10 protein-coding genes and 1 pseudogene are annotated in these 13,389 nt (G+C 72.4%); 5 read left to right on the plus strand and 6 right to left on the minus strand.

Annotated elements, in window-relative coordinates; translation table 11 throughout:
* The first annotated feature begins 145 nt into the window (after nucleotides 1-145).
* Complete coding sequence (locus M1L60_RS45935) at nucleotides 146-2,110, plus strand: right-handed parallel beta-helix repeat-containing protein (protein ID WP_253243937.1); 1,965 nt, start codon at nucleotides 146-148, stop codon at nucleotides 2,108-2,110.
* A gap of 124 nt (nucleotides 2,111-2,234) precedes the next feature.
* Nucleotides 2,235-3,023: a VanZ family protein gene (locus tag M1L60_RS45940; protein ID WP_253243938.1), complete on the plus strand. Its 789-nt coding sequence runs from the start codon at nucleotides 2,235-2,237 to the stop codon at nucleotides 3,021-3,023.
* Here the strand turns inward: M1L60_RS45940 and M1L60_RS48455 are convergent.
* From M1L60_RS48455 to M1L60_RS47490, 3 genes and pseudogenes are all read right to left on the minus strand, one after another.
* Nucleotides 2,953-3,144 (minus strand): annotated as a pseudogene (locus M1L60_RS48455) (STAS domain-containing protein); the annotation flags it as partial. The gene M1L60_RS45940 and the pseudogene M1L60_RS48455 sit on opposite strands and share 71 nt — an antisense overlap.
* A 22-nt stretch (nucleotides 3,145-3,166) precedes the next feature.
* The gene (locus M1L60_RS45945; RefSeq protein ID WP_253243939.1) at nucleotides 3,167-4,510 is read right to left on the minus strand and encodes a serine hydrolase domain-containing protein; all 1,344 of its coding nucleotides are present in this window, start codon (nucleotides 4,508-4,510) and stop codon (nucleotides 3,167-3,169) included.
* Between the two features lie 104 nt (nucleotides 4,511-4,614).
* Nucleotides 4,615-4,749, minus strand: a complete 135-nt coding sequence (locus M1L60_RS47490) for a hypothetical protein (RefSeq protein WP_256518793.1) — start codon at nucleotides 4,747-4,749, stop codon at nucleotides 4,615-4,617.
* A gap of 121 nt (nucleotides 4,750-4,870) precedes the next feature.
* On the opposite strand from M1L60_RS47490, the gene M1L60_RS45950 reads away from it, so the two are divergent.
* On the plus strand, nucleotides 4,871-7,282 hold the full coding sequence (locus M1L60_RS45950) for a cation-translocating P-type ATPase (protein WP_253243940.1): 2,412 nt from the start codon (nucleotides 4,871-4,873) through the stop codon (nucleotides 7,280-7,282).
* Here M1L60_RS45950 and M1L60_RS45955 read toward each other — a convergent pair.
* From M1L60_RS45955 to M1L60_RS45965, 3 genes are read right to left on the minus strand one after another with little or no spacing between them, the layout of a single operon-like run.
* The gene (locus M1L60_RS45955; protein WP_253243941.1) at nucleotides 7,267-8,829 is read right to left on the minus strand and encodes a Na+/H+ antiporter; all 1,563 of its coding nucleotides are present in this window, start codon (nucleotides 8,827-8,829) and stop codon (nucleotides 7,267-7,269) included. The two genes, M1L60_RS45950 and M1L60_RS45955, sit on opposite strands and share 16 nt — an antisense overlap.
* Before the next feature lie 4 nt (nucleotides 8,830-8,833).
* Complete coding sequence (locus M1L60_RS45960; protein ID WP_253243942.1) at nucleotides 8,834-10,204, minus strand: FAD-binding oxidoreductase; 1,371 nt, start codon at nucleotides 10,202-10,204, stop codon at nucleotides 8,834-8,836.
* Nucleotides 10,201-10,998: an alpha/beta fold hydrolase gene (locus M1L60_RS45965; RefSeq protein ID WP_253243943.1), complete on the minus strand. Its 798-nt coding sequence runs from the start codon at nucleotides 10,996-10,998 to the stop codon at nucleotides 10,201-10,203. Before M1L60_RS45965 ends, M1L60_RS45960 begins: the two co-directional genes overlap by 4 nt.
* Nucleotides 10,999-11,122: 124 nt before the next feature.
* Between M1L60_RS45965 and M1L60_RS45970 the strand changes: the two genes are divergently transcribed.
* Together M1L60_RS45970 and M1L60_RS45975 are read left to right on the plus strand one after the other, a co-directional pair.
* Entirely contained in the window at nucleotides 11,123-12,100 is a 978-nt protein-coding gene (locus M1L60_RS45970; protein WP_253243944.1) for an alpha/beta hydrolase, read from the plus strand.
* 343 nt (nucleotides 12,101-12,443) lie between these two features.
* Nucleotides 12,444-13,389 (plus strand): hypothetical protein (locus M1L60_RS45975; protein WP_253243945.1); only part of this gene is annotated, 946 nt, incomplete at its 3' end.

The raw sequence follows: 13,389 nt of genomic DNA on the forward strand, positions 1-13,389 counted from the left end.
CAGGGCCAGTTCGGCGTCAACATCCCGGCCATCGCGGCCTCGGTCGTGCTGACCACCGTACCGATCGTCCTGCTCTATGCCATCGGCCGCCGCCAACTGCTCAGCGGCCTGACCGCCGGATTCGGTAAGTAGAAAGGCTCTCCCGATGACCTTCGAGTACCACGTGGCCACCAGTGGTTCCGACACCGCGTCCGGATCGGCCGACCAGCCCTTCCGGACGATCAACCGCGCGGCCGCCCTGGCTCAGGCCGGCGACACCGTGACCGTGCACGGCGGCGAGTACCGCGAGTGGGTCAAGCCCCGCCGCGGCGGCCTCAGCGAGTCGCGCCGGATCACCTACCGCGCGGCCCCGGGCGAACACGTCGTCATCAAGGGCTCCGAGCGGATCACCGGCTGGGACAACGACGGCGGCACGGTGTGGAAGGTGTCGGTGCCGAACACGGTGTTCGGCGACTTCAACCCGTACGCCGAAGAGGTGGCCGGCGACTGGATCGTCTACGCCGACAAGGCGCCCCGCAAGCACCTGGGCGACGTGTACCTCAACGGCCTCAGCTTCTACGAGGTGGGTTCGCGGGCCGAGGTGGACGCGCCCGAGCGGCGTACCGAAATCATCGACAACTGGACCAGGACCACCGACACGGTGCGCAACGCGGACCAGACGCAGCTCGTGTGGTTCGCCTCGGTGGCCGAGGACGCGACGACGATCTGGGCCAACTTCCAGGGGGCCGACCCCAACTCGGAGCTCGTCGAGATCAACGTACGCCGGTCGGTGTTCTACCCCGAGGCCACGCACCTCGACTACATCACCGTGCGTGGCTTCGAGCTGGCTCAAGCGGCCACCCCGTGGACGCCGCCGACCGCCGACCAGCCCGGGCTCATCGGCCCGAACTGGTCCAAGGGCTGGATCATCGAGGACAACGTCATCCACGACGCCAAGACCTCGGCCATCAGCATCGGCAAGGAGGCCTCGACCGGCCACAACTACTCGACCGAGCGCGGCGACAAGCCCGGCTACCAGTACCAGCTCGAGTCGGTGTTCACGGCGCGGCAGATCGGCTGGGACAAGGAGCACATCGGCTCGCACGTGATCCGCCGCAACACGATCTTCGACTGTGGCCAGAACGGCATCGTCGGGCATCTGGGCTGCGTGTTCTCGACGATCGAGGACAACCACATCTACAACATCGCGCTCAAGCGGGAGTTCTACGGGTACGAGATCGGCGGCATCAAGCTGCACGCCGCGATCGACGTCGAGATCCGCCACAACCGCATCCACGACTGCTCGCTCGGCCTCTGGCTCGACTGGCAGACGCAAGGCACGCGGATCAGCCGCAACGTGTTCTACGCCAACAGCCGCGACGCCTTCATCGAAGTGAGCCACGGCCCGTACATCGTGGAACACAACGTCTTCGCCTCGCCGGCCGCGATCGAGCTGTTCAGCCAGGGCGGCGCGTTCGTCAACAACCTGATCGCGGGCACCGTGCGCGTCGAGGCGGTCATGGACCGGGCCACCCCGTACCACCGGCCGCACAGCACGCAGGTCGCCGGTTACGCGTACATCCGGGCCGGTGACGACCGCTGGCTGGGCAACCTGTTCGTCGGGGGAGACCCTTCCCTGGCGTACGGGGATCAGGCCGAGGGCTCCGAGCCGGCGTTCAGCGGCACGTCCGCGTACAACGGGTACCCGGTCTCGTTCGACGACTACCGGGCCCGCATCGAGTCGCAGCCCCCGGGCGACCACCAGCGCTACCTCACCGTGCAGCAGCCGGTCTGGACGAAGGCCAACGTGTACGCGGCCGGCGCCCAGCCCTTCGACGGTGAGAACAGCCCGGTCGTGGTGCCCGCGGGTTCGGTCTCGGTGACCGACGACGGCGACACGGTCCACCTGGTCACGTCGCTGCCGGCCGAGTTCGACGGCGTCCGCCTGGCCGCCGTGTCGGGCCTCGATCTGGAGCGCGTGCGTTTCGCCGACGCCGAGTTCGAGGAGCGCGACGGCACCCCGGCCGTGCTCGACAAGGACCTGCTGGGCGCCCCGAAGCAGTCGGGCGACTTCCCGGCCGGCCCGATCGCCACCCTCGCTTCGGGCGAGGCCACCACCCGCATCTGGTGACGGTCCGGTCCGTCTGACTCGGAGCGCGGCAGCCATTCCCCGGCTGCCGCGCTCTGCTGTCGGTCAAGAGCCGGTAAGGAAAACGCATACGGCGGCCAAACAACCGGCCGGGTGGAATGGGGCCGTGAAGTTGTCCGCCGCACCCCGCCCGTTCGTGTTCCTAGGATCGGCCGTCCTGGTCCTGGCCGGTGTGCTCTTCGCTCTGCTCTTCCCGCTGCGGCGGATGCTCCTGATGTCCGCCCCGAGGTGCCTGGGCGGGCACTGGCACGGCTGCTACGACACCGAGAACGGCGTCGTGCTGATGACCCTGGTCGGGCTGCCGGTGGCCGCCCTGGCCGCCTGGGCGCTGGCCCGCCGGCACGGATGGCGCCGGTCGGTGGCGACCGTCGGCCTGGTCTACGGCACCGTGCCGATGGTGTGGCTGACGTTGATGCCGGGTGTCGGGGCCGGACTCGTGCCCGGCCGCGTCAGCCTGGTGCCGCTGGCCGACCTGCCGACGATGGGCCCGATCGGGATCGGCGGCAACCTGCTGATCCTGGCCGCGCTCGGGTTCTTCGGCCCGATCCGGTTCGCGGCCCTGGCCTCCGTACCTCGAATACTGATCGTCGCGGCCGGCTGCTCGGCGCTGATCGAGATCTCCCAGTACGTCTTCCGGCTCGACCGGGTCTCCTCGATCGACGACGTGCTGATCAACACGACCGGCGCGGTGCTGGCCGCGCTGGCCTCGCGCCGCTGGTGGGCGACCCGGGCCGGCGCGGACCCGGTGGTCACCGGACGGCCGACCGTCCCAGCCCGACCAGGATCAGCAGGCGGAGCAGGTGCGGGGACGGCCGGTCCAGAGTCAGCGCCCGCCCCTGCCGGCCCAGCCGCTCCGCTGCCCGGGCCAGCCCCCGCAGCCCCGCGCCGTCGATGAAGCGCAGTTCGCTCAGATCGAGGACCAGGTCACCGTCCGTGTTCAGCCCTCGTTCGAGGGTCTGCTCGAAGCTCTCCCGGGTCAGCAGATCGATCTCACCTCGCACATGAAGTGTCGCCATGGCATAACAGCGCGGGACACCGTCACTTTGTTACAGCTCGCCAGGACCGGACCCGAGCCACGACCGTGGCCAGACCCGCCACCGCGGCGACACTGAGAGTGATCGTCAACGGAGCGGCGAAGTAGGTCAGCTGGGCCCAGGTCACGGTCCGCCCGTTGGACAGGAACGAAACCCATTGTGGGTACGTGGCCAGCAGCACCGCCGGAAGCAGCCCCGCGCCCAGCCGCAGCCCGGTCCACCACCCCGCCCGCCCGGCCCGACGCGTCGCCCAGCGACCGGACCGGAGTACGCCGCATACGCCCAGACCGGCGGCGACCAGCGCGGTCAGCCCCAGACCCAGCTCCAGCCGCTGCCGCTGGCCACCCGGAGCCTCCGGCGTGCTGCCATTGGCCAGGGCCACCAGCCCCAGCATCACGTCGTACATGTCGTCGTACAGTGCGGCGCTGTTGGTCATCACGGCGTAGCCGTACCCGGTGGCCGGATCCAGCGCCTGCACGGCCGTGTAGGTGAACAGGTTTCCCGAGTGCACCAGCAGCCGGCGCCCCTCCACCGATTCGACGCCCCAGCCCATGGCGTAGTCGGAGCCGGCGGGCAGACTGTCCGGCGTGGCCCGGTTCCGGCTGATCAGCCAACGGCCCATGTCGGACGCGGTGGTCACCACCCCGCCCGCCCCGCCCCGGAAACCCGGCAGTTCGGCCCGGCGCACCCAGGCCCCGTACAGCGAGATGTGTCCCCGCGGGACGTCGTCGCCGACCGTGCTGGCCCGCATGCCGAGCGGCCCGAAGACCCGCTCCCGCAGGGCCACGTCGAACGGCCGCCCGTCCACCGCCTCGACCAGACGCGCGGCGACATCGAAGTTGACGTTGCAGTACTCGTACCGGGCACCCGGCTCACCCGCCGGCTTCCCGTCGCGCAGGGCGGCCACATAGCCCGTGAGGTCGGCTGCCCGCTGCGTCGCGCGGATGTCCACCGTACGGTCCGAAAGTCCTGAGGTCTGATTCAGCAACTGCCGTACGGTGATCCGCTGCGATCGCGGATCAGCCAGGCTGAACTCCGGCAGGTAGGTGACGACGGGCTGGTCCAGCTCCACCCGCCCCTCGTCGACCAGGGTCAGGACGGCGGCCGCGGTGAACGACTTGCTGACCGAGGCCACCCGCATGGGCGTGTCGGCCGTGACCCCCGGCCCGAACCCACCCGAATACACCACCCGATCGCCCCGGGTGACCACCGCCGACATCCCGGGCAGCCCGGTCGACGCGAACGCCTCCCGCAGATACCCCTCGAACCCGGGTTCCGCCGCCCGGGCCGGCGCCGGGACGGCCAGGGTCAACGACAGGACGAGAACGGCCGGCAGTATTTTCCGCATCAACCGAACCTAGGAACGCCATGCCCCCGGCACTGCTGGCGAAGGTAGCGAGCACCCCCTGACGAAAGTCATGAAGACGGGCGGCCGGGGCACGTTCGTCGATGTTAGGCTCCGTCGCAGGTCACCATCACTCCGCAGCGGTGGGCGATCAGCAGGTCGACCAGTTCCCGGTAGGCGGCGGTCTCGCGTACGGACACGACCGCCTGGGTCATCTCGTCGTCCACGGTCCAGGTCTTCATCTTGTCCTCCTCGCCTTCGACGGTAGGCGCGGGCCGGGCCGGGCGTGACAGCCCGGGGGTCCTGACTTCGCGGGACTTTCGGCCCTGAACGCCAGGCAGCCCGCAGCCGCAGGCTGGAAGGGTGATCACGACCTCCGAGCACGGGCTCACCACCGCCGAGGCCGCGGCGCGGCTGGCCGCGGACGGGCCGAACAGTGTGGCTCCGCCGGCGCCGCGCAGCCTGGCCGGGCGGGTGGGGCGGCAGCTGGCCGACCCGCTCGTCGCGCTGCTGCTGGTGGCCTCCGTCGTCACCGCCGTGCTGGGCGATCTGCCCGACACGATCGTCATCGTGCTGGTGGTGGTGGTCAACACCGTCATCGGGGTGGTGCAGGAGGTTCGGGCCGACGCGGCCATCGCCGCGCTCGACCGGCTGGCCGCGCCGAGCGCCCGGGTCGTTCGCGACGGCCACGACCAGGTGGTCCCGGCCTCCGCTTTGGTGCGGGGTGATCTCGTACGGCTGGAGGCCGGCGATGTCGTGCCGGCCGACCTCACGCTGGCCGAGGCCCAGGAGGCCAGCTTCGACGAATCCTCGCTGACCGGCGAGTCGGTGACCGTCCACAAGGGTGCGGGCGAGGACGCCGCGGCCGGAACCGTGCTGACCACCGGACGGGCCGAGGGGATCGTCGTGCGGACCGGCGCCGACAGCTCGCTCGGGCAGATCACCGCGCTGGTCACCGGCACCAAGCCCGCGCCGACGCCGTTGCAGCGGCGGCTGGCCGGGCTGGGCCGCACGCTCGGGCTCACCGCGGTCGCCGTCTCGTCGGTCGTGTTCGCGTTCGGGGTGCTGGCCGGCGAGCCGGTGACCCGGATGGCGCTGACCGCGGTGAGCCTGGTCGTGGCGGCCGTGCCGGAGAGCCTGCCCGCGGTGGTGACGCTGGCCCTCGCGCTCGGGGCCCGCCGGATGGCCCGGACGCGCGCCATCCCGCGCCGGCTGCACGCGGTGGAGACGCTCGGGTCGGTCACCGTGATCGCGTCGGACAAGACCGGAACGCTGACCCAGAACCGGATGTCGGTGCGGTCGGCGGTGACCGCGGACGGCGCGCGCCACACGGTCACCGGCGACGGGTACGCACCGGACGGCGAGGTGTCGCCCGGCGTCTCGGCCCCTTTGCGGTTGCTCGCGCTGGGTGGCCTGCTCTGCAACGACGCCGATCTCATCGCGCCCGTACGCGAGGACGACGACTGGGCCGCGGCCGGCGACCCGATGGAGGCCGCCCTGGTCGCGTTCGCCGCCCGCTGCGGGCTCGACACCGCGGCCGAACGGGAGCGCGCGCCCCGCGTCGCCGAGCGACCCTTCGATCAGGACACGCGCCACATGACCACGGTGCACCGGCTCGGCGACGGGCGCTTTCTCACCGTACGGAAAGGGGCTCCGGAATCGGTGCTGGGCGAGGAGTTGTTGCCGGCGGCGGCCGCGCTCGCCGCGGACGGGCTGCGGGTGCTGGCCGTGGCGACGGCGCTGACCGAGGCCGAACCCGACCCGGCCGCGCCACCCCCGCTGCGGATCGCGGGTCTGGTCGGGATCGGTGACCCGCTGCGGCCGGGGGCGCGGGACACGGCTGCGGCGTTCGAGGCTTCCGGCGTACGGCTGCTGTTGATCACTGGCGATCACCCGGCCACCGCCGCCGCCATCGGGCACGAGCTCGGCCTGGCCGACGAGCAGATCCACGCCCGCACCCGGCCCGAGCAGAAGCTCGACATCATCGCCGACCTGCAACGGCGGGGCGAGGTGGTGGCCATGACCGGCGACGGCGTCAACGACGCGCCCGCGTTGCGCCGGGCCGACATCGGCGTGGCCATGGGCAGCGGCACCGAGGTCGCCCGGCAGGCCTCGGAGCTGGTGCTGGTCGATGACAACCTGGGCACGGTGGCCGACGCGATCGGCGAGGGCCGGCGCATCTACGACAACATCCGGCGGTTCCTGCGCTACGCGTTGTCCGGTGGCGTCGCCGAGCTGCTGATCATGCTGGCCGGTCCGCTGCTCGGCCTGCCGCTGCCGCTGACCCCGGGCCAGCTGCTGTGGATCAACCTGCTCACCCACGGCATCCCGGGGGTGGCGCTGGGCGCGGAGCCGGCCGAGTCGGGGGTGCTGCGGCGCCGGCCGCGCTCGCCGCAGGAGTCGGTGCTGGGTGACGGTCTGCTGCGCAGTGTGCTGGCCGGCGGCGCCTGTCTGGCCGTGGTCGTGCTGGCGGCCGGTCTGGTCGCGCAGGCCATGGACCGTCCGTGGCAGTCGGTCGTCTTCGTGACGCTCGGCCTGGCCCAATTGGGGGTCGCGTTGGCCGTACGGGCCAAAGCCGCACCCGGTACGCCGCGCAACCGGTCGTTGTTCCTGGCCGTGGCGCTTTCCGCGGTGCTGCAGGTGGCCGGGGTCCTGCTGCCGCCGCTGCAGACGCTGCTCGGCACGGAAACCCTTTCCCTGTACGAGTTGCCGGCCTGCGCCGCCCTGGCCGTCCTCCCCGGACTGGCCTTCCGTCTCGTTCAGCGATCGGCATGATCCCCGAACGTGTGGTGCCGCAGCTGCACCTCCTCGAAGTCGAGCCCCTCCAGGATCTGCTGCAGCACCTCGTCGTCGATCGTGCCCTCGTCACGCAGCCGGATCACCGTGGCCCGCTTGTGGGCCAGCGCCGCCAGCCGCACCTCACGGTCCCGCGCGACCCCCTGCGCGCCTGACCCGTCGCCCCGCAACAGATCGAGACGCTGCTGGAACTGCTCCCGCAGCTGATCGGCGTGGACCGCGCTCGCGCCGGTCCGGCCGGCCAGGTCGGGCAGCGCGGCGATGGCCTCCTCGACCGCGGTGATCTCGGCCCGGCGCCGCTCCTGTTCGGCGCTGCCGTCGTCGGTGACGCCGGCCCAGCGCACGATCCGGGGCATCAGCGGCGCCTGCACGAGCAGGGTCACCGCGATCACGCCGGCCGTGACGAAGACGATGACGTCGCGATCGGGCAGCGAGTGCGGCACGGCCAGCGCGGCGGCCAGCGAGACGGCGCCGCGGAAACCGGCGGCGGCCACGACCGTACGCGGCTTGGCGCCGATCCGTCTCGTCCGCTGCACCGGGCGGCGGTCGATCAGGCGGATCACGTACGGGCTGGTGAACATCCAGGCGAAGCGGACCCCGATCACGGCGGCCGAGACGGCGGCCACGGCCAGCAGCGCCTTCGTGAGGTCGAACGTGCTCAGCTCGCGGACGGCCGACTGCACCTCCAGACCGACCAGCACGAAGAGTGCGGCGTTGGCCAGCGCGGTCAGGAACCCCATGACGGTGCCGACGTACTGGCGGGTCTCGGCCGAGAACAACCGCGGCGAGGCCCGGCTGACCCACAGCCCGCTGACCACCACGGCCAGCACGCCCGAGGCCTCGACCGCCTCGGCGACCAGATACGCGACCAGGGGAGTGGCCAGCGCCAGGATGCTGTGCTGGAACGGATCGGTCACCCGCCGCCGCACCTGCACGGCGACCCAGGCCACGACCGCGCCGATCGCCATGCCGCCGAGGTAGGCCAGCACGAACAGGCCGGAGACGTTGGCCAGACCGACCTCGTCGTCGCCCATCGTCACCCCGACCGCCAGCGCGTAGATGACCAGCGCGGTGCCGTCGTTGACCAGGCTCTCGGCCCGCAACGTGGTGGCCAGCCGGCGGGGGAGCGCGCGGCCCAGCACCCCGACCGCGGTGGCGTCGGTCGGCGCGACGGCCGCGCCCAGCACCCAGGCCGGGCCCCACGGCAGGCCCAGTGTGTGCGCGGCCACCGCCGCCACGGCCGCCGTGGCCGCGACCAGCACGGTGCTGAGCAGCACGATGACGCGCAGGTTGGCCCGGATCTCGCGCAGCGACGAGGTGAAACTCTCCCAATACAGCAGCACCGGCAGGAACAGCAGCAGCACGGCCTCGGGCGGCAGGTGGGCCGCGCGCAGGGCGGGCAGGAAGCCCAGCAGCACCCCGGCCAGCAGGAGCAGGGCCGGCGGGGCGATCCGGAACCGGCGGGCCAGGCTGGTGCTGATCAGGACGGCGACGCCGACCGCGACCGCGAGCAGCAGACTGAGCACGGGCTCAGCCGATCACTTTGCCGGGGTTGAAGAGGTTCAGCGGATCCAGCGTCTGCTTGACCGCCACCTGCATGGCGAGCACGCCCGGATCCAGCTCTTGCCGCATGCCGGCCCGTTTGAGCAGTCCGACGCCGTGCTCGCCGGTCACCGTGCCACCCATGGCGATGGCCGCGCCCAGCATCTCTTCGAACGCGGCCTGGGCTGCCCGGCGGGCGCCCTCGTCACCGGCCGGGGCCAGGATCAGCGGGTGCAGGTTGCCGTCGCCCGCGTGCGCGATGGTGGCGATCGTCGTGCCGTGCCGGGCCGCGATCTGCTCGATGGCCGAGAGCATGTCCGGCACGCGGGACCGGGGCACGCAGACGTCCTCGGTGAGCACCGGGCCGAGCCGCTCCAGCGCCGGGTAGGCCAGCCGTCGCGCCGCGAACAGCGCCTCGGCCTCGATCTCGTCGGTCGACTGCTCGGCCCACAGCGCGCCCGCCGCCCGGAACACCTCGGCCACGGCGGTGGCCTCCTCGTCGCCGGCCGCGCCGGGCAGGTCGAGCTGGGCCAGCAGCAGGGCGGCGGCGTCGGACTCCAGGCCCAGGTGCTTCCAGTTCTCGACGGCTTCGAGGCACGTACGGTCGAGCAGCTCGAGCGCCGCCGGCAGCAGACCGGCCCGGGTGATGGCCGCGACCGCCTCACCGGCCGCGACGACACTGCCGAAGGCGCCGACCACCGTACGGGGGGCTTCGCGCCGGGCCGGGCGCAGCCGCAGCGTGATCTCGGTGATGACGCCGAACGTGCCCTCCGAGCCGGTGAACAGGCCGGCCAGGTCGTAGCCGCTCACCCCTTTGGTCGTACGCCGCCCGAGTCGCACCACCGTGCCGTACGCCCCGGCCGGGCCGCCGACCACGGCCTCCAGGCCCAGCACGTAGTCGCGGGTCACGCCGTACTTCAGGCAGCACAACCCGCCCGCGTTGGTCGACACGTTGCCGCCGATCGTCGACCACGGCGCGCTGGCCGGGTCGGGCGGATACCAGAGCCCGTGCTCGGCCACGGCCGCCTTGAGGTCGTTGTTGACCACGCCCGGCTGCACGGTGACCGTGAGGTTCTCGGCGTCGATGCCGACGATCCGGTTCATCTTCGACAGGTCGAGGATCATCGCCCCGTCGACGGCGTTGGCCCCGCCCGACAGCCCGGTGCCGGCGCCCCGGGGCACGATCGGGACCTTTCGCTCGGCACAGGCGGCCACGACCCGGCGCACATCCTCGGTCGTCCGCGGCCGCACCGCGGCCAGCGCCTTCCCGTACGGCGCCCATTCCGCGTCGTCGTGGCTCAGACCCTCCAGGACGTCCGGGTCGTCGACGACGTCGATCCCCGCGAGCAGCTCTTTCACTTCAGGAACTCCAGGATCGCGGCGTTGGTCAGTTCCGGCTGGTCGAGGTTGGCCGCGTGCCCGCAGTCCTCGAGCGTCACGACGGACGCCAGCTGGTTGGTCGCGGCGGCCGCCTCGGCGTGCTCGCACGGCCAGAACTGGCTCTCCCGCCCGGCGATGAACAGGCTGGGCACCGCCATGCGGGCGATCACGTCGCGCCAGTCCTGCTCGGCGTGGTTCTGCAGCAGGGCCCGGCGTTCGGGCGTACGGGGATCGGCGAACTCGGGCACCCGGCCGAGCGCGCCGGCCAGCCGCGTCACGCCCTCCAACCGGTCGCCGGCCCGCCCACGCCCCGTGTCGGGGACACCGGCGTCGAAGTACGTGCCCACGTTGCCCCTGGTCAGCCCGTAGAAGCCGTGCGGCCACTCGTCGTCGTTGACCATCCGCGGAGTCTGGTCGATCGTCACGACCCGGCTCAGCCGTTCGGGGCCGAACAGGTCGTAGTAGGCCCAGACCGTGCTCGCCCCCATCGACCCGCCGACCAGCGTCACGTCCTCGAGCGCCAGCGTGTCCAGCAGTTCCTGCAGGTCACGGCCGTGGCGTGCGAGTCTTTGGCCGTACGCGGGGGACTCCGACCTTCCGTGCGAGCGCCGGTCGAAGCCGATGACCCGGTAGCCCCCGGCGGCCAGGGCCGCCCGCTGCAGCTCCCAGCTCTCCAGCGGCGCGCAGAAACCGGCGATCAGCACCACTGGCGCGCCCGTGCCCTCGTCGGAGTAGTTGAGGCGGACCCCGTCGCCAGTGGTGATCGTTGGCATAGGGCGACCCTACGCCGCCCGGTACCCCGCCACATGGCGGGCAGATTCCGCCGGTTGGCGCTCGTGCCCGCGGTGGTCTGGATCACACAATGGTTCGAAATCTTCTCGTAACAAAGGGGTTCCCATGACGAGTGTTCTGCCCGGACCGCCCCCGCCCTTCGACCCCGAACTGGCCGCTGCCCTCGACGTCATCGGCGAGCAGATGCCGCCGGCCCTGACCGCCGACATGATCGAGCCGATGCGTGCGGGCAGCGTGCTGGCCGACCTGAGCGACGACGACCTGGCCCGCGAGGGCGCGTTCACGGTGACCCGCCGCACCGTGCCCGGGCCGGCCGGCGACCCCGACGTGGAACTGCTGATCCTCACCCCGGCCGGGCCCACGACGCTCCTCCCGGCGATCTACCACACCCACGGCGGCGGCATGGTGGTCGGCAACAACCGCACCGGCGTCGAAGTGATCCAGGACTGGGCGGCCGAGGTTCCGGCCGTGATCGTGTCGGTCGAGTACCGGCTCGCCCCCGAACACCCCGACCCGGCCCCGGTCGAGGACTGCTACGCCGGCCTCGTCTGGACCGCCGAACACGCGGCCGAGCTGGGCATCGACGCTGAGCGGATCGTCATCGCCGGAGCCAGCGCGGGCGGCGGCCTGGCGGCCGGGGTGGCCCTGCTGGCCCGCGACCGGGGCGGTCCGGCGCTGTTCGGCCAGATGCTGCTGTGCCCGATGATCGACGACCGCAACGACACCCCGTCGGCGATCCAGATGGCCGGCCGCGGCGTATGGGACCGCACCGCCAACGACACCGGCTGGACGGCCCTGCTGGGCGCGGCCCGCGGCGGGCCTGATGTTTCCCCGTACGCGGCCCCGGCCCGCGCGACCGATCTGGCCGGCCTGCCGCCGGCGTTCGTCGACGTCGGCTCGGCCGAGACGTTCCGCGACGAGGACGTGGCCTACGCGAGCCGCCTCTGGCAGTCCGGCGGCCAGGCCGAACTGCACGTGTGGCCGGGCGGCTTCCACGGCTTCGACATGATGGCCCCCCAGGCCGCCGTCAGCCAGGAGGCCCGAGCGGCCCGGGTCCGCTGGCTCAAGCGCCTGCTCAGCTGACCCCCGACACCCGAACCGGCGGGGCCGGCTCGGACCGCCCGCCTGTCGCGGGCGTGTCCGGGTTGCGCGCTTGGTTCGGGTGTCCGGGTTGCGCGCTTGGTTCGGGTGTCCGGGTTGCGCGCCCGGTTCGGGTGTCCGGGTTGCGCGCCCGGCTCGGGTGTCCGGGTTGCGCGCCCGGCTCGGGTGTCCGGGTTGCGCGCCCGGTTCGGGTATCTGGGTTGCGCGCCCGGCTCGGGTATCTGGGTTGCGCGCCCGGCTCGGGTATCTGGGTTGCGCGCCCGGATCAGTTTCGCGGGCCGCTCGGCTGAACCGGAACGCCCCGGCCGCGAGGGAGGATGGCAGGGTGAAGGACCTCGCAGTCCGCCTCGCCGCGCTCGATCCCGACGCGGGGGCCGCGCTGCGTGTCATCGCCTACTTCGACCGTCTGGCCGAAACGCGGGCGGGCCTGCAGACGATCGTGCGCGGCGCCGCCGTCCTGGCCGGCTGCCCCGCCCGCCTCGTCGACGAGGCCCGCCGGATTCAGGTGCGGGTTCAGCCCGACGGCTCCACCGCCACCGGAGCTGCTGCCACCGGAGCCGCTGCCACCGGTGCTGCCGCTGGTATTCGTGCTGCCGCTGACACCGGTGCTGTCGCTGATAGTGGCACTGTCACCCGCGCCGGAGCTGCCGCCGCTATCGATACTGCTACCGCTATCGGCACTACTGTCGGCAAGCTCGCTGGGGTGGGTGAGATCGCCCCGGCCGGCGAGTCCCGCGCTGGTGGAGCCGCCCCCGTTGGTCAGGGCGGTGCCGCCGGTGAGGCCGACTCCTCTGCCGGCGAGTCGGATACGGCGGTCGTGGTGCCTGATCCGGCTTGGATGTCGGTCGATGCTGGTGGGGCGACGCTCTGGCTGGAACGGGCGGGGCCGCCCGGGCCGGTCGAGGCGATGGTTCTGGAAAGGGCGGCTGCTGCGGCCAAGGCGGTGCTCGACCGCACCCGCAGCCATCCGCCGCAGGCCGATCCGGCGCTGATCGAGCTGGTCATCGACGCGGAGGCGGACGAGCTGGACCGCCTCCAAGCGGCGGCGCGCCTCGGCTACAAACCCACCGATCGCGTGCGGGCCGTCGCGCTCGAAGACGGAACTGCCGCCCTGCACCGTGAGCCCCCGCGTCGAGCCGGGGCCGGTCCGGCCGCGTCGGTGCTGGATCGGGAGCCGGACGAGCTGTTGCGTCATCGAGCCGGGGCCGGTCCGGCCGCGTCGGTGCTGGATCGGGAGCCGGACGAGCTGTTGCGTCATCGAGCCGGGGCCG

Origin of the sequence: Paractinoplanes aksuensis (assembly GCF_024137025.1) — a bacterium.
Lineage (GTDB): Bacteria > Actinomycetota > Actinomycetes > Mycobacteriales > Micromonosporaceae > Actinoplanes > Actinoplanes aksuensis.

Bases quoted from the DNA above. Each gene is read 5' to 3' on its own strand.
- M1L60_RS45965 (WP_253243943.1), bottom strand. From the start codon at position 10,998: ATGCCAACGATCACCACTGGCGACGGGGTCCGCCTCAACTACTCCGAC.
- M1L60_RS45935 (WP_253243937.1), top strand. From the start codon at position 146: ATGACCTTCGAGTACCACGTGGCCACCAGTGGTTCCGACACCGCGTCC.
- M1L60_RS45945 (WP_253243939.1), bottom strand. From the start codon at position 4,510: ATGCGGAAAATACTGCCGGCCGTTCTCGTCCTGTCGTTGACCCTGGCC.
- M1L60_RS47490 (WP_256518793.1), bottom strand. From the start codon at position 4,749: ATGAAGACCTGGACCGTGGACGACGAGATGACCCAGGCGGTCGTGTCC.
- M1L60_RS45970 (WP_253243944.1), top strand. From the start codon at position 11,123: ATGACGAGTGTTCTGCCCGGACCGCCCCCGCCCTTCGACCCCGAACTG.